General features: G+C 65.5%; 12 protein-coding genes. 3 read left to right on the forward strand and 9 right to left on the reverse strand.

The features are described 5' to 3' along the window. The first annotated feature begins 71 nt into the window (after window positions 1-71). Both AC5Y5C_RS21060 and AC5Y5C_RS21065 read left to right on the forward strand, forming a co-directional pair. Window positions 72-2,651, forward strand: a complete 2,580-nt coding sequence (locus AC5Y5C_RS21060) for an ABC transporter ATP-binding protein/permease (RefSeq protein ID WP_499976180.1) — start codon at window positions 72-74, stop codon at window positions 2,649-2,651. Next, entirely contained in the window at window positions 2,651-4,399 is a 1,749-nt protein-coding gene (locus AC5Y5C_RS21065; RefSeq protein WP_499976181.1) for an ABC transporter ATP-binding protein, read from the forward strand. Before AC5Y5C_RS21060 ends, AC5Y5C_RS21065 begins: the two co-directional genes overlap by 1 nt. Here AC5Y5C_RS21065 and AC5Y5C_RS21070 read toward each other — a convergent pair. From AC5Y5C_RS21070 to AC5Y5C_RS21085, 4 genes are all read right to left on the reverse strand, one after another. Next, window positions 4,396-5,199 carry a class I SAM-dependent methyltransferase gene (locus AC5Y5C_RS21070; protein WP_499976733.1) on the reverse strand — a complete coding sequence of 268 codons (804 nt, stop codon included), beginning with the start codon at window positions 5,197-5,199 and terminating at the stop codon, window positions 4,396-4,398. The two genes, AC5Y5C_RS21065 and AC5Y5C_RS21070, sit on opposite strands and share 4 nt — an antisense overlap. 67 nt (window positions 5,200-5,266) lie before the next feature. Further along, window positions 5,267-5,482, reverse strand: a complete 216-nt coding sequence (locus tag AC5Y5C_RS21075; RefSeq protein WP_499976183.1) for an MbtH family protein — start codon at window positions 5,480-5,482, stop codon at window positions 5,267-5,269. Beyond that, window positions 5,463-6,752 (reverse strand): NADPH-dependent L-lysine N(6)-monooxygenase MbtG, encoded by a 1,290-nt coding sequence (gene mbtG, locus AC5Y5C_RS21080; protein ID WP_499976186.1) that lies wholly within the window; start codon window positions 6,750-6,752, stop codon window positions 5,463-5,465. Before mbtG ends, AC5Y5C_RS21075 begins: the two co-directional genes overlap by 20 nt. Further along, a complete protein-coding gene (locus AC5Y5C_RS21085) occupies window positions 6,749-11,125 on the reverse strand; it encodes an amino acid adenylation domain-containing protein (protein ID WP_499976188.1) in 4,377 nt (1,458 codons plus the stop codon). The genes mbtG and AC5Y5C_RS21085 overlap by 4 nt, the downstream gene beginning before the upstream one ends. A gap of 99 nt (window positions 11,126-11,224) precedes the next feature. Here AC5Y5C_RS21085 and AC5Y5C_RS21090 point away from each other — a divergent pair, with 99 nt between their 5' ends. Next, complete coding sequence (locus AC5Y5C_RS21090; protein ID WP_499976190.1) at window positions 11,225-12,889, forward strand: (2,3-dihydroxybenzoyl)adenylate synthase; 1,665 nt, start codon at window positions 11,225-11,227, stop codon at window positions 12,887-12,889. Window positions 12,890-12,901: 12 nt separating this feature from the next. On the opposite strand, the gene AC5Y5C_RS21095 is transcribed toward AC5Y5C_RS21090, so the two are convergent. The 5 genes from AC5Y5C_RS21095 to AC5Y5C_RS21115 form a co-directional block, all read right to left on the reverse strand. Further along, window positions 12,902-14,254, reverse strand: coding sequence for a salicylate synthase (locus AC5Y5C_RS21095; RefSeq protein WP_499976192.1), 1,353 nt, complete (start codon window positions 14,252-14,254; stop codon window positions 12,902-12,904). Between the two features lie 108 nt (window positions 14,255-14,362). After that, entirely contained in the window at window positions 14,363-17,074 is a 2,712-nt protein-coding gene (locus tag AC5Y5C_RS21100) for a fumarate reductase/succinate dehydrogenase flavoprotein subunit (RefSeq protein WP_499976194.1), read from the reverse strand. Then, window positions 17,074-17,817: an ABC transporter ATP-binding protein gene (locus tag AC5Y5C_RS21105; RefSeq protein ID WP_499976199.1), complete on the reverse strand. Its 744-nt coding sequence runs from the start codon at window positions 17,815-17,817 to the stop codon at window positions 17,074-17,076. Before AC5Y5C_RS21105 ends, AC5Y5C_RS21100 begins: the two co-directional genes overlap by 1 nt. Continuing rightward, on the reverse strand, window positions 17,814-18,689 hold the full coding sequence (locus AC5Y5C_RS21110; RefSeq protein WP_499976201.1) for an ABC transporter permease: 876 nt from the start codon (window positions 18,687-18,689) through the stop codon (window positions 17,814-17,816). The genes AC5Y5C_RS21105 and AC5Y5C_RS21110 overlap by 4 nt, the downstream gene beginning before the upstream one ends. Next, window positions 18,686-20,104 carry an ABC transporter substrate-binding protein gene (locus tag AC5Y5C_RS21115; RefSeq protein ID WP_499976203.1) on the reverse strand — a complete coding sequence of 473 codons (1,419 nt, stop codon included), beginning with the start codon at window positions 20,102-20,104 and terminating at the stop codon, window positions 18,686-18,688. Before AC5Y5C_RS21115 ends, AC5Y5C_RS21110 begins: the two co-directional genes overlap by 4 nt. Window positions 20,105-20,107 lie beyond the last annotated feature (3 nt).

Consider the following 20,107-nt stretch of genomic DNA (forward strand, 5'->3'; position numbering starts at 1 on the left):
GGATGGGCTAAGTAACGGCCCGATGTGTCACAACCGGGGCCACGTCGAGCACGAACAAAGGTCAGATCAGCATGGGTAGAGGCTTCCAGGGTGCGGTGCTGCGTGGGCTCGGGGCGCGCGACCACCTGGCCACCGTGGTCGGCACCGCACAGGTCGCGCCGAATTGCGTGCGCATCACCATGTCGGCGCCGACGCTCTTCGACGACCTCTTGCACGCACCCACCGAGTGGCTCCGGTTCTGGTTCCCCGACCCGGCAGGCGAGGCCACCGAACATCAGCGGGCGTACACGATCGTGTCGACGGACACCGACGCGGGCGAGTTCGCCATCGATGTCGTGATCCACGAGCCGGCCGGTCCGGCCTGCCAGTGGGCGACCGCGGTGCAGCCCGGTATGACGATTCCAGTGGTCTCCTTCGGTTCCTCACGCTTCGAAATCCCCGAGGACCTTCCCGCTGGCTTCCTACTCATCGGCGACGCCGCATCCATCCCGGCGATCAACTCCATCCTGGTCGCCTTGCCCGCAGACGTCGACGTCGAGGTGTACCTGGAACGTCACGACCCCAACGATGAACTCATTCCCCTGACCGATCACCCCCGGCGCCGGCTGCACTGGGTGGACCGGGCCGACGAAACGTCGCTGGCCGCCGCCATCGAGGTGCGCGACTGGTCCAACTGGTACGCGTGGGCGGGGCCGGAGGCGGGCTCGCTCAAGCATCTGCGCAAGCGCCTGAAGGAGCAGTTCGGATTCCCGAAGGCCGACGTACACGCCGCGGCGTACTGGACCTTCGGCCGTGCGATGGGAAGTCGCCGGGGAGACACCGCCGCACAACAGGCGCCGATAGCCAACCCCTCCGGCCCACCTCAGGCACCCCAACCCGCGTCCGCTCCGGAAGTCACTGTCCCCCAGGGGCGGTGGCGCTCGCAGGCCGCCGGGGAACTGCTGGCGCCGGTCAAGAAGCAGATGATCGCGAGCGGCGTACTGCAGGCGATCATCACCATGATCGAGCTGGCACCATTCGTCGTTCTGGTGGAACTGACACGGCTACTTCTCGCCGGGGCCGACGAGTCCCGCTTGCGGCACACCGGCATGATCTTCCTGACACTGCTGGTGCTGGGCGCGGCCCTGGGTGCCGCCCTCACTCTCTGGCTGCATGTCGTGGACATACGGTTCAGCGCCGATATCCGGCGTCGTCTCCTGGCGAAACTATCCAGGGTTCCGTTGGGGTGGTTCACTCAGCGCGGATCCGGATCAGTCAAGAAGCTCGTCCAAGACGACACCCTGTCGCTGCACTACTTGATCACCCACGCGATCCCCGACGCCGTGGCCGCCGTGGTCGGCCCGGTGGCGGTGCTCGTTTACCTCTTCGTCGTCGACTGGCGCTTGGCCCTCGTGCTTCTCATTCCCATCCTGGTCCATATCGTCACGACGGCGACCATGATGTTCCAAAGCGGGCCGAAGATCATCGAGGCCTCTCGTTGGAGCGAACGGATGAGCGGAGAATCCGCCGCCTATCTTGAGGGCCAGCCGGTTATCCGAATTTTCGGTGGCGCCGCAGCGTCCTCGTTCAAACGCAAGTTGGACGGGTACCTCACCTTCCTCAACGAATGGCAGCGGCCGTTCATCGGGAAGAAGACATTCATGGACCTGGCCACCCGGCCGACGACCTTCCTCTGGCTCATCGCGGCGGCCGGCACCTTGTTGGTGGTGGCCGGGACCATGGCGCCCACCACCCTGCTGCCGTTCCTGATACTCGGCACCACGTTTGGCACCCGTCTGCTGGGAATCGCGTACGGCCTCGGCGGTATTCGCGGCGGCGTGGAGGCCGCACGGCATATCGCGGTTGCCCTGAGCGAAACCGAACTGACCGAGCAGGCCTCCGAGGGCCGCACCGGGGAGACCTGCGTGTCCTTCGAAGCGGTGACGTTCGGCTACCGACCGGGAGCGCCTGTCATCCACGGCGTCAGCCTGACGCTGCGGCCCGGCACCGTCACCGCCCTCGTCGGCCCGTCCGGCTCCGGAAAGTCGACGCTGGCATCCCTGCTGGCGCGGTTCCACGATGTCGATAACGGCGCGATCCGCATCGACGGCACCGATATCCGTGCGCTCACCGCCGACGAGCTATACGCCAAGGTTGGGTTCGTTTTCCAGGATGTGCAGCTGGTGGCGGGCACCGTCCGCGAGAATATCGCGCTCGCCCGACCCGAAGCCACCGACGACGAGGTCGTATCGGCTGCCCGCGATGCGCAAATCCACGAGCGAATACTGCGTCTGCCCAACGGTTATGACACGGTATTGGATACCAACACCCAGCTCTCCGGGGGCGAGAAGCAGCGGCTGACCATAGCTCGCGCGCTGCTGGCAGACACTCCCATCCTGATTCTGGACGAGGCCACCGCCTTCGCCGATCCCGAATCGGAGTACTTGGTGCAGCAGGCCCTCGGCCGGCTCGTTCACAATCGGACCGTGCTGGTCATCGCGCACCGACTGCACACCATCGCCGATGCCGACCAGATCGTGGTCCTGGACCAGGGCCATGTCGTCGAAACCGGCACTCACGCCCAACTGCTGGCCAACGAGGGACGGTACCGGCGGCTCTGGGACGGTCGCCTCCACGAGCCGTCGACCGTACTCGCCGGGGAGAACATCTGATGCTTGCCAACCTGATCCGACTGATTCCGCCCGGGCATCGCGGCCCCCTCTATGCCTATGCGGTGCTCTCGGTGCTTTCGGTGGCCCTACGCGCGGCGGGCTGTCTGCTCTTGGTCCCGCTGCTCGGCGCCCTGTTCGGCACCACCCCGTCCGCGGCACTGCCGTGGCTCGGCATACTGACCGCAGTCACGGTGGCGGGGTGGATCGTCGACACCGTGCAGGCCCGGATCGGCTACCGCATCGGATTCGCCCTACTGAACGACTCGCAGCACCGGGTGGCCGACCGGCTCACCCATATCCCGCTGGGGTGGTTCACCGCGGATCGCACCGCGATGGCACGCCAGGCGATCTCGTCCGGCGGCCCCGATCTGGTCGGGTTCATCGCAAACCTCCTGACACCTTTGGTGGGCGCGGTGTTACTGCCGGCAGCGATCACCGTCGGGCTGTTCTTCATCTCCTGGAAACTGGGAGTGGCGGCCGCCATCACCCTGCCGCTGCTGCTCGCCGCATTGCTGGCCAGTATCCGCATCGTGCGGGCCGCCGATGCGGCAGATGCCCAGGCGCACAGCGCACTTACCGAACGCATCCTGGAATTCGCGCGCACTCAGGCCGCCCTGCGGGCAAGCCGTCGTGTCAGCCCTGCCCGCAGCCAGGCCGGCGAGGCCGTGGCCGCTGCCCGCGGTGCAACCATGCGGCTCTTGCTGTTCCAGATCCCGGGTCAACTGCTGTTCACCATCGTCAGCCAGATCGCCCTCATCCTGCTGGCAGGAACCGCGACGGTGCTGGCGCTACGCGGTGAGATCGGGGCTCCCGAGGCGGTCGCGCTCATGGTGGTCGTGGTGCGGTTCCTGGAACCGTTCACCGTGCTGGCGGGCCTGGCCGGTGCCGTCGAGAACTCTCGCGGTGTGTTCGAGCGCCTCCACTCGATCATCACCACCGAGGCCGCCGACCGGCCCGGGGACGCCGTCGCGTCCGCCAAGGCCCCGGCCCCACGTATCGAATTCCGCGGTGTCGACTTCCGTTACGACGGCGCACGAGACCAAGTACTCAAGGGCATTGACTTCACCCTGGAGCCGGGGACCACGACCGCAATCGTCGGGCCATCCGGATCCGGGAAGAGCACCATCCTCTCGCTTATCGCCGGACTGCAACAGCCGGAGAGCGGCCACATCCTGGTCGACGGAACCGATGTCGCGACATTGGATACCGCCGCCCGCCGCGCCCTCGTGAGCATGGTGTTCCAGCATCCCTATCTGTTCGATGGACCGATCCGCGACAACGTCCTTGCCGGACACCCGACGGCGACAGACGAGGAGGCGCGCCGGGCCATGGCGCTGGCCCGTGTCGACGAGATCATCGAACGCCTGCCGGATGCCGGGCAATCTCGTGTCGGCGAGGCCGGCACGGCGTTGTCCGGTGGCGAGCGCCAACGGGTCAGCATTGCCCGAGCACTCCTGAAGCCCGCGCCCGTTCTGCTCATCGACGAAGCCACCAGCGCGCTGGATACCGAGAACGAAACCGCAGTCACCGAGGCCATCGGCAGTGACCCGCGTCTTCGCACCCGTGTGATGATCGCCCACCGGCTCAGCGCGATCCGCAACGCCGATCATGTGCTGTTCGTCGACGACGGCCGGATCGTGGAGCAGGGCTCGATCGATGAACTCAGTTCTCTGGGAGGGCGTTTCGCAGAGTTCTGGCGCCAGCAGGAGTCCAGTTCCGGGTGGCGCATCGCCGCGGCCACCAACTAGGTGGTGGCCAACAGAAACTCCTCGGCGGACAATCCGGTGCCGGGCACATAGCGGTCGATGAGTTCACGACCCGATACGTATGAGGCGTCGGGGAAACCACATTCGCGCGCCAGGGAGAGCATCTGGTCCGGAGAAAAGAGGCTGACCCACGGTGTGCCGGATTCGGCCGCATTGGTCATGATCATCTGCCTGACCGGACGCTCCCCTGCCTCGAGAAGCTCCAGCGGCAGCAGGAACGTCATGGCCAATGCCGAACCCGGCGCCAGCGAAGCACATTGACGCAGAGTCGCGACGACGGCATCGCGACTCAGATACATACTGACGCCCGTGGACGCCACGACCGCGGGTTGGCCGGGGTCGAAACCCGCGGCGAGCAATTGATCTCGCCAGGACCCACCCTCCTCGAAGTCGACCGGAACCAGCCGCTGCCAGTCAGGAATCTCGAATCCCATCTCGGTCAAGCGATTTCGTTTCCAAGCTTGAGTGTCGGGCTGGTCCACCTCGAAAACGGTGAGCCGCTCGCCGGCATCGGGATGGCGCTGCACGAAGGTGTCCAACCCCGCACCCAGGATGACGTATTGCCCAACGCCGTACCCCACCCTCTGCTCAACGAGATCCTCGACGAAGCGAGCCCGCGCCACCATGCCCAGCCGGGATGCGGTGGAACCCCGCGGATCCATATCCGGGCGCCCGCGCCAGTCCTCCGGCGGCGCCACCAGTTGCAGACCGATGCGGTCGGTCAGCACATGCGGCGGCGGATCCAGCTCCACATGCAAGGCCCGCCATAGCGCGGTGCGCACGGCAGTGTGATCGGGTTGGCCGGTGCTTAAGCTGTCTGGACCCACCAGATCTTCCTACCAGCTGCTGCTAGCTGCCCGCCATCGCATCGCGCAGGCTCTTGGGCCGCATATCGGTCCAATTGGCCTCGATGTACTCCACACAGTCAGCACGCGGGGCCTCGCCAAAGACCGCGCGCCATTGCGCCGGGATCTCGATGGCCGTAGGCCACAGGCTGTGCTGCTCCTCGTCGTTGACCAGCACGTAAAAGGCGCCGCTCGCGTCATCAAATGGGTTGGTACTCACTTGTTTTCCTTTCACGACGAGCCGACTCGGTGCTGCTGTGTCCACCGAGCACTCGATCGGACAGCAATCCGAGGCAACTGAGATTGGGGAATCCCGGCCCCTGGGTCAGACCCGAGAGCGTCGGAAGGATGAGCTTGGGCGCCAGGCCGTTGACCGATAAGTCGTGGCCAAGAGATTCCTGCAACACGTTACCGTCCACGGGGGCACCCAGCTTGAGCTCCATGAGATCGAGGGCGCTCTGGTCGAACAGGGGTAAGAACCACAATGCGTCCGCACCCGCTCCGTCGATCACCAGATCGAAACCATGAACGGTTTCCGACGGCTCACCCGCGCGGTCGCTGCGCAGCGTCAATCTGATGCGATCTTCCAGAGCGACGGCGTGGGCGACACGACCGCGCAGATGGCGAATACGGTCGTCTGCCAGCAACGATTCCTGGACACGGGCCGAGAACACCCCGCGATCGGTACGGTTCAACGCGTCGCGCCGCTCCTCCATGGTGTGGTGCAGCCAGCCGGTTGGATCGCTGAACAGGGCGTTCTCGAAGTACCCTTCGCCGCGGGTAAACAGTGTGACACCGGGCGAGATGACGGTGATCGTCGAAACCCGGTGTCCGAAAAGCTCGTTGAGTACCGAGGCGGCCGTCTCGCCCCCGCCGATCACGGCGACGCGTTCGGCGGTAAGGCGTGTCGCTCCGGCGCAACGACGCCAGAATTCGGCGATCGACAAGACATTCGGATGCTCGGGCAGCACAGATCGTTCCGGCTGTCCGGGTCCTGTCACCATGACCGCATCCGCGGCGATGGAACAGTCGTTGGTGCCCACCACCCATCTGTCGTCGTCGATGGACAGGCTGGTCACCTCGCCGTGAACGACCCTCATATCGACCGTATTGGCCACCCACGTCAGATAATCGGCCCAACGTTTATGCGTCGGCGCGGGCTTATCGCGGTCAACCCACTCGGCGAATTGGCCGGTGGCGATGAGATACGACTGCCAGCTCAGACGCATCATCCGAGCATCGATCTCGGCGTTACGCCCCGGCACCACGGCGGACCGGTACGGGAAGCCCACATCTTTCTCCGGGCTCGTACCCAGCCGGTGCTGCCCGTCCGTCCAGCCGCCACACGCCTGCCAGTTTGCACCGACCTGCTGTCGTTCGATCGCCACCACATCGGGTACGTCGACACCGCATTCGCGCAACACTGCCGCCTTCGCGGCAACCGCCACCGCCTTGGCGCCCGCGCCTATCACTGCCAATGTGGACGTCACCATAGCTCCTTCGCCAGAATCCCCAGCTGTTCGTGCCAAATCGATTGCAGCTCGGCGACCTCCGAGCGGTCGAGCACCTCCGGGATCGCCCGCCACAACGTTCCGATGGACGGGCCCTCGGTGGTCCCCATGATCAGCACCGCGATGGTGAGTTCGTGACGTACCGCCGAATCTGGCTCGGGCACAGGTGAACCCGATACCGAAAGCAACCCATCGCGACGCAGGAGGTCGCCCTCGAATCCGCGATCGTGCCCGAGGTAGTTCAACAGGATCTGCGGATCGCGGTACCGCCGCAGCACCGCGCTGGTATCGGCACGCAGGTACCGCAACAGCCCGTAGTCGATGGTCCGCCCCGGCATCGCACTGTGCTGCCGTGCGACACGCTCCACCAAACCGCGCGGTCCGATCCCGAGAGGATCGGTGCCACCGACACGCAGCGGATACGCCGTACCCAGTAGACCCACGGTTTCGGCAGTCGTGTTGCCGCGTCCGGGGACCTGTACCGCCAGCAGCGTCTCGACCGCGGCCTGTCCGCGGCGGCGACGCCACTGCGCCACGGTGCGTGTCGCTGCGGCCACCAGCAGTTGCTCCATCGGGATTCCCGAGTTCAGCAGTGCCGTACTGACATCGGCCGGCGCGGACTCGACAGTGACCGCGAGCTCGGCTTCCCTATCGAATTCCGGATCTATTCGGCGCGACCCAATTGGGGGATCCTCACCGTCCAGCTGTGCGATCCAGAACGGCAGGCTGCCCACATCCCGAGCCTCGGCGGCCAGCGCATTGGCCCAACGGCGGTAGCCGCCGCCGGCCTGGCCGGTGGGCGGCGCAGCGCCGGCCACCAGTGACTGCCATCGAGCTTCCAGCTCGTGCATGATGACTCGCCAGGAGGTCGGGTCAGCGGCGAGATGATGCACTGCGAGGATGAGAACTCCGGGTGCGCCTTCCGGGTGCAGCCATACCGCCGAAAGCATCCAGCCCTGTTCGGGATCGAGTCGATCCACCGCACGGCCGATCTCGGCGCCGGCCGCGTCGGACGGATCCTCCGTGAGGATCTCGACCAAACGCAGCGACTGCCGTGTGCGCGGAACCAGCTGCAGGCGCTCACGGTCGAGCCGGCTGCGCAGCACCTCGTGCTCCCCGAGCATCGCGTTGAGGAGTTCCTCCAGCGTGGATCGGGTAATGCCCTCGGGCAGCCAGAAGACGTGGGTCTCGGCGAGCCTGCGCGGGTTTCCATGCTCATAGAGGCGGCGGCCGCTGGGAAGCAACGGGATTGGTTCCCCTTCGCGGTCCTCGTCATCCGTGATGAGGCCGCCACGACGCTGATCGACCAGTCGGGCCAGGCCTTCGACGGTGCCCCGCTCCAAGATCTCGCGGATGTCGACCCTGACTCTGCACTCGGTCAGGATCGCCGCCGACAGCTTGCTCGCCAGCAGCGAATTGCCGCCGAGGTCGACGAATGAGTCGTCCGCACCCACGGTCGCCGCCCCGAGCAGCCGCGCAAAAAGGACTGCCACCTGCCGCTGAGTTGCGGTTTCCGGCTCCCGGCGTCTGGTCACGGACCCGATCTCCGGTGCCGGCAGGGCGTCCCTGTCGATCTTGCCGTGCCGGGTGATAGGCATCTCGTCGAGCACGACATACGCCGCGGGAATCATGAAGTCGGGCAGGGCAGCTGAGATCCTGGCGCGGATTCGGTCCAGGTCGATCACGTGTCCACCGACCGGTGTCAGGTACGCAATGAGACGCTTGCCGACATGCGGCAGCTCATCGACCACCAGGTGCGCCTGACCGACGCTCGGATCCACCTCGATGGCCGAGGCGACCTCGCCGAGTTCGATACGGAACCCCCGGATCTTCACCTGCTCATCGGCGCGACCGACAAACTCGATGTCTCCGTTCGCACGGCGCCGCGCAAGGTCACCGGACCGGTACATCCGCTGCCCGGGAATGAAGGGGTCGGCGATGAAGCGCTGCGCGGTAAGACCGGCGGCACGATGGTATCCGCGCGCCACATGCGTTCCGCCAATGTAAATCTCGCCGATCACTCCCACCGGCACCGGTCGCAGCGCCTGGTCCAGAATGTGAATCTGTGTGTTGATCTTGGGGGTGCCGATCGGAACGGTCCGCGTCCCCTGAATTCCGCGCACCTTGTACCGCGAGGCGTTGATGACGGTCTCGGTGGGGCCATAGAAATTATGGAGCGACGCATCGAAGGTGGCGTGGAACTTATCCGCGACCGGGCCGGGCAACGCCTCGCCGCCCACCGGCACCCGGCGTAGTGACTTCCATTGTGTGACTCCGGGCAGCGACAGCACCAGCCCGAGCAATGAGGGCACCATGTGCATCGAGGTAACGCCCTCGCTGTTCAACAGTTCCGTCAAGTACGCGACATCACCGAGTCCGCCGGGGCGCGGGATGACCAGCCGGCCACCACAACTGAGGATGCCGAAAATCTCGCCCACCGATACGTCGAAGCTCGGCGAGGCGACCTGCAGTACCCGATCGGATCCACTGACCCGATATTCGGCACGGAACCAGTTGAAGTACTCGGTCAGCGGACGATGCGTGACCGTCACACCCTTGGGTAGGCCCGTCGAGCCCGATGTGTAGATGAGATATGCGGCATTGTCGGCGGTCAGCGCCCGCACCCGATCGGCATCGACCGGCTCGCGGGCGTCGAACTGTCCGATACCCGTCACCGGCTCTCTGATGATCAACCCTGGCTGCGCATCGGCGAGAATGTGCGCAATGCGATCCGTGGGGTAGCTCGGATCGACGGGGACATAAACCGCACCCGCCTTGGCGATCGCGAGCGCGGTGATGATCAAATCCGGAGACTTGTCCAGGAGCACTGCGACCCGATCTTCGGGACCGATCCCCTGCCCGATGATCCAGTGCGCCAGCCGGTTCGCCAGTTCGTTGGTTTCCCGGTACGAGTAGTGTCGCCCCTCGTAGACGAGAGCGGTGGCATCCGGCTGTGCGGCCGCACGGGCGGCCACCAGCTCACCGAGCGTGGTCGGCTCCGCCGCAAACCGTTCCCCGGACGACACCTCCCACAGCCATTGGGCCTCCCGGCCATCCATGAGATCCAGTCCGCCCAGCGGGCGATCCGGATCGGCGAGCGCGGAGTCGAGCAAGTTCGCGAAATGGCGGAGTAGCTGCGCGGTCAACCGCTCGTCCAGCACATCCACCAGATACTCGGCCACGACGTCGGCACCGTCGGGTGCGGTCTCGATCCTGAGGCCAAGTGGCACGTACGCCACCTGACCTTCCCACTCGGCACGTTCACAGTGGATTCCGGGCGGGCAGAACCGCGAAGCGGAGTCGGCCTCCATGGCGAAACCGACGCGCGGGATCACGCGGTCCAGGCTGGCCCGCTGGTGCGCAAATCCGTTCAGCGTGGTCAGACGGGCATGCTCCAGAAGGTCCCGGAAGCTTTCACTGCTGCGTGGGCGCATCCGCAGGGCGATGGTGTGCCCGAAGTGCCCGATGCCGCCCAGTGCATCAGCGTCACGAGTGGGTACGGGCGCGGCCACCAGGAAGTCCTCGGCATGGGTATACCGATGCAGCAGTGCCGAATACGCGGCCAACAGCACCACATACGGTGTGGTGTTGGCCTCGCGGGCCAGTTGCTCGACGCGACCCATGACCGATGCGGAAAGGCGCGAAGTAACGCGTGCGGCCTTCCAGTCGGTCCTCGCCACCGAACCGTTGGCTCCCGGAAGCTCCAGCGGTTCAGGAGGATTGGCCAGCTCCTTGCGCCAGTAGTCAAGATCGGCACCGTCGGCCCCATCCTGTCGGGGCCGGCCCGGCAGTGGTGCCGTGATGGCGCCGTGCACATAGGCGGAGGTCAGGTCGGCAAGGAATACCGACCACGAGTCGTCGTCCCACGCGATGCGATGGACGACGACGAGCACGATGTGTTCGGCAGCGCCGGTGCGGATGACCGTGAGACGCAACGGCGATTCCACGGTGAGATCGAACGGGGTCCCGAACTCGCGCTGTGCCAGCACACCCAGCCGGAGCTGCTGTGCGGTGCCCGCGAGCTCGGACACGTCATGCTCGACCCATCGGGCGGGAAGATCGTGGTGCAGCACGGCGACCGGATCGCCATCGGAACCAGCGTGAAACGTCGTGCGCAAGATCTCGTGACGGGCCACGACCGCCGTCACCGCGGCGCGCAGCCTGTGGATATCCACCGCACCGCTGAGCCGGTACGACCGACACAGATTCATCAGCGTGGGCGTCACGCCGTGCGCGAACCATATGCGGTGCTGCCCCGCGGACAGCGGTGGCGCGGCCTCAGGATCGAGGCCTGCCGACGCCCTTTCGCTGGTGACGTCCACCCCGACGTCGCCCTCGCTCACGGTGCGCAACTCGATCTCACCTCGCGTTTTCGCTCTTAGTACAGGCTGCCCTAACTGTGAGGAGGCTACCCTATCTAGACTGCGAGGGGTCACCCACAAGGAGCTGCGATGACTCAGGCCACCTCGACCGCTACCGCTTCGGCCACGAAGAGCCCGACGGACGGTTTCGTACCCTTTCCGCCGCCGCGCGCCGACTCGTACCGCACAGCCGGCTACTGGACCGGAAAGACCGTAGAGTCCCTGCTCCGTACGGCCGCGACCAGACGGGCCGATCACCCTGCCGTAGTCGACGAACGCGGTGCGATGACGTACCGCGAGTTCGATGCGGCTGCCGACCGTGCCGCGCATGCGCTCGTTCGGCTCGGGATAGCCCCGGGCGACCGAGTGCTGCTCCAGCTTCCCAACCGGACATCCTTCGCCGTCGCGTTCTTCGGCCTGATGCGTGCGGGCGCAATACCCATCATGTGCCTGCCGGGACACCGGGCCGCCGAGCTGTCTCACTTCATCGAGGTGTCCGGTGCCATCGCCTTGGTGATCGCCGATTCCGCCGCCGGGTTCGACTACCGCACCATGGCTGTCGAGCTGTCCACAAAGCATGCGTGCCTGCGCCACATCGTGATCGACGGTGAGGTGCCTTCCAGCGACGCGAAACGCTTTATCGCATGGACGACCCTGCTGGAAACCGTTGAGGTTCAAAGCCCCCTACCGGCAGCACAGACCGACACCCCTGCGCTGCTACTGGTCTCGGGTGGCACCACCGCGGCACCCAAGCTCATCCCCCGCACTCACGAGGACTACGTCTACAACGCCACCCGGGCCGCCCAGCTGTGCGGCTTCACCGAGGACGATGTCTATCTCGTCGCGCTACCCGCCGGCCACAACTTTCCACTGGCCTGCCCGGGTCTCATCGGCGCCATCAGCGCCGGTGCCACCACTGTTTTCCTTTCGGACCCGAGCCCGGAGTCGGCGTTTGAGACCATCGCCCGGCATCGAGTGTCCGTGACGGCGCTCGTGCCGTCGCTTGCCCAGCTGTGGGCGCAGGCCACCGCATGGGAACCTGTGCGGCCGGAATCACTCCGACTACTCCAGGTAGGTGGCGCAAAGCTCGGCGCCGAGGATGCGCGCACGGTTCGGGAGTCACTCACTCCGGGGCTGCAACAGGTTTTCGGCATGGCCGAGGGCCTGTTATGCCTCACGCGCCCTGGCGATCCCGCGGACATCCTCGACAACACCCAGGGCCGGCCCATCTGCGACGCCGACGAGGTTCGCATCGTGGATGAGGACGGCGCCGAGGTCGCCGCCGGCGAAGTGGGCGAACTGCTGGTGCGTGGACCGTACACACTCAACGGGTACTACCGCGCCGAAGCGGACAACATGCGTTCTTTCACCTCCGACGGGTTCTATCGCAGCGGTGATCGGGTGCGAGCGCTACCCGACGGCTATCTGGAAGTCACCGGTCGCATCAAAGACGTCATCTTGCGCGGCGGAGAGTCCATCGCAGCGCTGGATCTCGAATCGCACCTGCAAACACACCCCGCCGTCCACGCGGCGGCAGCAATCGGCCTGCCCGATCAGTACTTGGGTGAGATCGTCTGTGCAGCAGTTGTTTTCAATGGCAAGCCGGTGACGGCCGTCGAGCTCAACCAGCACCTACAGGACCGCGGCGCCGCGACGCACTCGCGAGTCGACAAACTGGTGGCGGTTCCGTCACTTCCCCTGACCGCGGTGGGCAAGATCGACAAGCGCGCCCTGCTCGCCTCGATGACGAGCTAGCTCCCCGAAGAGCTATACCTCGCGTTTGACCACGTAGGGGGCGATGCTGCCGAGCTTCTCGCAGGTCTCCTCGAACTCCCGATCGGGTGTCGAGGCCTCGATAATGCCCGCACCCGCGCGCAGCCAGGTGTGCCCGTCCTGCTCGTAGGCCGAACGCAGTGTCAGCGCCGCGTCCAGTCCGCCGTCCGGAGACATCATCACCACCGCACCCGAGTAGAGGCCGCGCGGGTGGTCGTCGAGTCGAAGAATGGCGTCAACGCCCTCTGCCTTCGGGATACCCGAGGCGGTCACCGCCGGGAAAAGCGCCTCCAGCGCATCCATCCGCGTCATCCCGGCACTCAGCTCTCCACTGACGGTCGATCCCAGATGTTGCACGCTGCCGCGCTCACGCACGGTCATGAAGTCGGTCACCTTCGCGCTGCCCGATTCGGCCACCTCGCCGAGTTCGGCAAGTGAGCTCCGCACGGAAATCGCATGCTCCACAATCTCTTTGGCGTTCGATTCGAGATCGTCGCGCGCCACCCGGTCCGCATCCTCGCCCCGGCCGAAGGCACGGGTTCCGGCCAACGGCTGGGTGATGACGGTTCCGTCGGCCTCGACGGCGGCAACGAGTTCGGGGCTGTAGCCGAGGGCACGTATGCCCCCGAGCCGCAGCAGGAATGAGCGGACCGGCGTGTTGTTGTGCCGACCAAGACGGTAGGTGGACGGAAAGTCCATCGCGAACGGCACTTCCACGCGCCGCGACAGAATCACCTTGTGGTACAAGCCCGATCGAATCTCGGCGGTGGCGATGCCGACACGGCCGCGGTAGTCGGATGGGTCCGGAACCAGGTCGATCAACGCCGGTGCCGGCACCGGCGGGGCACCCTGATCGAGCACCCGCCTGATCTCGTCGGCATAACTCTGTTCGCGGACCGACGCTCCGTCGGTGGTAATCACGACCTCCGCACGCGGGGCGAAGACCCGCGCCAGCGGAGTGCCCGGGGTCAGCCGGTGCTGCAGGCCAAAGCGGTAGGTGCCGAACTCGAACGCGACCCATCCGAAGACACGATGTACGCCGTCGGAGATCTCGTTCACAGCTCGTTCAAGGGCGGCCCCGGGATGCCCCGACCATCCGCGCTGCTCCACAGATCCATCGCGGATGATGCGCAGTCCGTCGCTGTCGAGTTCGACGGCGGCCCGGGCGCCGATAGCCAGTACCCACTCCCCGTCACGCTCGTAAACCAGGTACTCGTCGCCGTTGCGCTCGGGGATCTCCTGCGCGAGAACACTGGCAAGGTCAGCCGGTGTAAAACCGTCCGGCAGCCCCTCCTGTACAGAAACCCAGGTCTGGGCGGCGGTATCGGGATCTGCGACCGTACTCATCTTCGACACCCGAGTAAGCCTAGCCTATGCTAAGTGGCCCCGGTACCCGCCCGTAACATGACCTCCGCCACGTTGCCAGGCCCCATCTATTGTGCTTCGGCGCCGCCATCAGCCAACCGCAAGTGCTTGTCGCGCATAGGCTCTCACATCCGCGTCGCCATCTTGCAGTGCACCGGTCAGTGCCTCACGAACGGAAGGTTCCGTCGAGGCCCATTGACTCAGGCTCAGCACCGCCGATTTGCGCACGTCCAGATGCGGATCCTCCAGCGCCCGCGTCAGCGGCGGTACGGCCTGGCCAGGACGCGCCCCGGCCAAGGCGCGCACCGCACCCTGACGGATCTGCCAGGCCGGCGCTTTCAGCGCCTCCTCGACGGCATCGAGAATCTGATCATCGACCCCCAGCGCACCCACGGCCGTCAACGCCGCCGCACGCACCAGCGGATCACGATCGCGTACCAGCGCCTGCACCGTCGCCACACCGGCCGCCAACTTCGCAAGCCCATTGGCAACGGCAATCCGCACCTCGCGGTTCTCATCCGCCGCGGCAGTGGCGATGGACACCGCATCGTCCACCGACACCAGGGCGCGCACAGCTTCGATGCGAACTCGATGATCGGAGTCGCGCACGGACGCCACATAAGCGGCCGGATCGCCAACCTTCCGGGCACTCGCCACGTACAGCGCGGTACTGCGCACCAAAGGATCGGACGCGCTGACATGATCGCGGATCGCGGCGGGGTGCTCGAGGACTTCCACGAGCTCGCGCACCCCCTCGGCGGCGGTGCGACGCACGGTCGCATCGCTGTCCCCCAGCGCATTCAGCAAGGCGTCCTCATAACCCGCGGGTATGTGCTCGGTGAGCGATGCGATTGCGGTACGACGCACACCCGGGTCGTCATCGGTGAGGTATTGCAGCAATTCCTCAACGGTGGGAGCCTCCAGCGATAGCACTGCGGCGATGCGCGGGGACGGCGGCTGCTCGGCCTCCACGGCGATGACATTCGCGACCCGGGGGGTCGGCGCTTTCCCGCCCATCAGCTCGGGCTGATGCACCGGGATCGGGTCGGCCTCCCCCGATGGCAGGTCGTCGAGACCGGGAACCGGAACGAAATACGGTGCGACGGGGCGTTTCACGAAGTCCATGCCACCGTTGACAGCCTTGTACAGGTTCAGGTGATAACGCCAATTCGCATCGTCACGGTCCGGCAGGTCGGCCCTATCGTGGTAAAGACCCCACCGCGATTCCGTACGGGTCAATGACGAACGTGCCGCCATCTCCGCGCAGTCTCTGATGAACGACACCTCGGCCGCCCGCATCAGCTCATGGGGGGTACGCGCGCCGATCTGACCCACCTCTTCGGCCATCCGCTCGAATGTCTGCACGGCCAGTGACAGCTTGGCCGCCGTCTTCGGCGGGGCCACATAGTCGTTGACAAACCGGCGAAGCTTGTACTCGACCTGAGGCTGCGGCGGACCGTCCGGATGGCGGAGCGGGCGGTAGATCAGCTCGTGCGCCTCCTTGACCTGATCAACGGGAAACTCCGGCGGCGCGGGTGTTTCCGAGAGTGTCGAGGCCGCGTGCTCGCCGGCCAGATCGCCATATACAAAAGCGCCGATCATATAGTTGTGCGGCACGCAGGCCAGGTCCCCGGCGGCGTAGAGGCCGGGCACCGTGGTGCGGGCGTGCTCATCCACCCACACTCCCGATGCTGAATGACCGCTGCACAGGCCGATCTCAGAGATATGCATCTCGATATCGTGGGTGCGGTAGTCATGCCCGCGATTGGCGTGGAACGTGCCACGGGTGGGCCGCTCGGTGGTGTGCAGGATGCTCTCCAGCGCCGACAACGTCTCATCCGGCAGGTGAGTCACCTTGAGATAGATGGGGCCGCGCGCGGACTCGATTTCGTTTTTGACCTCCGACATCATCTGGCCGGACCAGTAGTCCGAGTCGACGAAACGCTCCCCTTGCGCATTCACCTGGTAGCCACCGAAGGGGTTGGCCACGTAGGCGCACGCGGGGCCGTTGTAATCCTTGATCAGCGGGTTGATCTGGAAGCACTCGATCCCCGACAGTTCGGCCCCGGCGTGGTATGCCATCGCGTACCCGTCCCCCGCGTTGGTCGGGTTCTCGTAAGTGCCATACAGATAGCCGGATGCCGGCAGACCCAGGCGACCACACGGCCCGGTTGCCAAAATCACGGCCTTCGCACCGACCGTGACGAACTCGCCGGTGCGGGTGTTGAAACCGGCGGCGCCAATCGCTCGGTGCGTCGATATCCCGCCGGTTCCCTCGCCAAGGTCTTCGGTGAGAATACGCACGGGCATGACACGGTTTTCGATGCGGATCTTCTCTCGCATCGATTTCTGCCGCAGCACGCGGTAGAGCGCCTTTTTCACGTCTTTACCCTCGGGCATCGGCAATACATAGGCGCCCGATCGATGCACACGCCGCACCGCGTACTCGCCGTGCTCGTCCTTCTCGAACTTGACTCCGTAGCGTTCGAGGCGCTGCACCATCGCGAAACCGCGTGTCGCCGTTTGATACACAGTGCGCTGGTTCACGATGCCGTCGTTGGCGCGGGTGATCTCCGCGACGTAATCCTCGGGTTCGGCCTTGCCGGGTATGACGGCATTATTTACACCGTCCATACCCATTGCCAGCGCACCGGAGTGCCGTACATGCGCCTTCTCCAGAAGAATCACCTGGGCGCCGTTCTCGGCCGCCGTCAGGGCCGCCATGGTCCCGGCGGTTCCGCCGCCGATCACCAGGACGTCACAGTCCAGCCGGACGGCACTATCGAGTTCAGGAATCTGCATCAGGCAACAAGCTCCGTATGATTCAGTGCGGCAAGGATTTCAGTACGCAGTGCGCTCCGATCGCCCTCGGGCTCGCGAGGATTGGGAACGTCCAGCAGTGCGCGCAGCGGGTGGCCGGCCCGTCCCAGGACTGCGATTCGGTCTCCGAGCAGTAACGCCTCGTCGACATCGTGTGTCACGAATACCACCGTGGTGGGATGACTGCGCCAGGTATCGACCAACAGGCGCTGCATGCTGGCACGAGTCTGGGCATCGAGCGCTCCAAATGGCTCGTCCATCATCACCGCGCGCGGAGCACCCGCCAAACCACGCGCCAATTGGACGCGTTGGCGCATGCCGCCCGAAAGGCTCTTGGGCAGGTAATCCTCGAAACCTGTCAGGCCCACGTCATCGATCCAGGTCTGCGCCGCCGTACGCCGCCCGGCACGAGGCACACCGCCCAGCTTGAGCGCCAGCTGGATATTCGATTGCACAGTGCGCCACGGCAACAACGCATTGTCCTGAAAAACCATGGCCCGGTCGCGCGAGGTGGTGACAACCCTCTCGCCATCCGCACGGATGGTGCCGGAATCCGGCAGGAGCAGCCCCGCCAGCGCGCGCAGCACGGTGGACTTCCCGCAGCCCGAGGGCCCGGTGAGGACCAGGATCTCGGCGGGACGCACGGTCAAGCTGAGGCGGTCTACCACGGTACGCCCGCCATACCCGAGGGTGACCCCGTCGAGAACAAGGGTTGAGGCGCTCATGAGCGCGCCTCCTCGGCACGGGGCAGCCACCGTGTCACACGGCGCCCGACCAGCTCGACGGCCGCCGATGTCAGGAATCCGAGAACGCCGATGGTGATGATCCCGACGAACACATCCGGGTAGGCCAGCACCGTGTACGACTGCCAGGTCCGATATCCGACCCCCAAACGGCCCGAGATCATTTCGGCGGATATCACACATATCCAGGCAACGCCGATGCCGACAGACAGCCCTCCGAACACGCCGGGAAGGCTGCCTGGCAGCACCACCCGCAACAGCACATCCCAGCGGTCGCCGCCCAGCGTGCGGACCGATTCCTCCCACAGCGTGGGCAGAGCGCGCACCGCGTGGCGAGTGCTCACCATGATGGGGAAATAGGCCGCCAGAAAGGTGATGAACACAATCCCGGCCTCGTCGCTGGGAAACAACAGGATGGCCACCGGCACGATCGCAATCGCAGGAATCGGGCGGGCCAGTTCGGTGAGCGGGCCAAAGATGTTCGCGAACAGCGGGGAGCGCCCCAGCCAGATACCGGTGATGACACCGAGTACCGCTGCCAGGCCGAACCCGGTGAGAATCCGGATGGTGGACTGGCCGAGATCCAACCAATATTGCTCAGTACCAATGTGCTTGGCGAGCGCGGAGACGATATCGGTGACCGTGGGCAGGGTGTCGAATCGCAACCCGAAGCGCACCTTGTTGACCGTTAAGAGCTGCCAGAGCAGCACGGCAGTGGCCACGGACGACGCCCGGATGCTCCAGGCGAGATATCTCGAAACCTGTCGCCGGGGATTCACAACCTCGTCGGCCTGACTCTCTGCGGCGACCGCGACCGTGCGCGGTCGCGCCTCCAGGATCGGCAGACTGCTCATGATGCCGCCGCCAGTGCCTGCGCGTAATCCAGGGACGTGGCGCCGGCGTGGGCGGAGACGTATCGGGCAGCGCCCGCATCCGTGGTGAACGGGTGCAGCCCAGCCGAATCCCGGACCCACCGGGCGTGGTCGGCGAACCACCGGGTGCCCAATTCGGCATCGGCGACGTATGCGGCCCGCACTTTTTGGCCCGCTATGCCGGCGGCGTTGACGGCCTTCAACAGCTCCTGCGCGGTGGAATACACCTGCGTGGAATCCGCACCGTCGAACCAGATCTCGGCGGCACGGCCCGGGTCTGCCCCGTCGGCCGGGTGCAGCACCAGCGGATTGACCGTGGCAGCCAACTCGGTCTCGTAATTCTTCGCACGCGTCGTGTAGGCCTGGCGCAACGGACCATCCTGGACAAACTCGTCGATATTGAGATCGGCGAAGTCCCCGATCGATTTCAGGTAGGGCACATCGCTTCTGAATGCCTCGATGAGTGAGGGCTTGAGCGTGGTGTCGAACGACGTGCCGCCCGGCCCGTTGTAGAGGTACACCACCTCTTGGGGCAGGCCGCTGCCCTCGGCCACGATGCGCGCCGCCTCGAGAGGTTTTTCGTGGATGAAATCAGTGGCGTCGAGCTGAGCCTGCAGGAAGGCGTCGAGCACCTCCGGATGCTGCTTGGCATAGTCGCGGCGCACCACCACACCATGGAAGGTCGGAACATTCAGCTCAGCGCCGTCATAGAGGAGCTTGGCCTTCTTCTGAAAGACCAGCAGACCCGGCCAGGCCACGAACTGTGACAGCGCCTGCACCTGACCGGACTCCAGCGCCGAGGCACCAACCTGTGGCTGCTGGTTCAGTACCTCGACATCCTTGGTCGCGTCCAGGCCGTCGTTGCGCAGCGCGCGCACCAACGTGCCATGCCCCGCCGATCCCACACTCGCGGACACTTTCTTGCCCTTCAATTCGGGAAGCGTGGTGATGGGCGAATTCGGCGGCACCACAACCATGTTGAGTGCGCCCCTGGCGTTGTAGCCGGTGATCGACACCAACTCGGTGCGCGCCTTCTCATTGCCCTGGGTCTTGGACCCGTTGATCAACAGCGGGTAATCGCCCATCGAGCCGATGTCGATCTTCTCAGCGAGCATCTGTGCGGTGATCGGCGCACCGGTGTCGTAGTCCTGCCACTGCACGGTGTACTTGTTTCCGGTGCGCGCACCGGCCTCCGCGAGCCGCTTCTCCAGGTACCCCTGAGCGCGCAGCAGCGTGCCGGCGGTCACCGTATTGATGGTCTTCGACTGATATCCGACAACAACAGTCACCTCGTTGGCCGAACCGGACCCCGAATCCAGGGAGCAACCGGTGACGACGGTGAGGAGCAGCGCCGTGACAATGGAGACAATGGAACTGAGAAGGACTGTTCTCTTCATGGG

The sequence above is a fragment of the Mycobacterium sp. NGS15 genome (assembly GCF_059813245.1).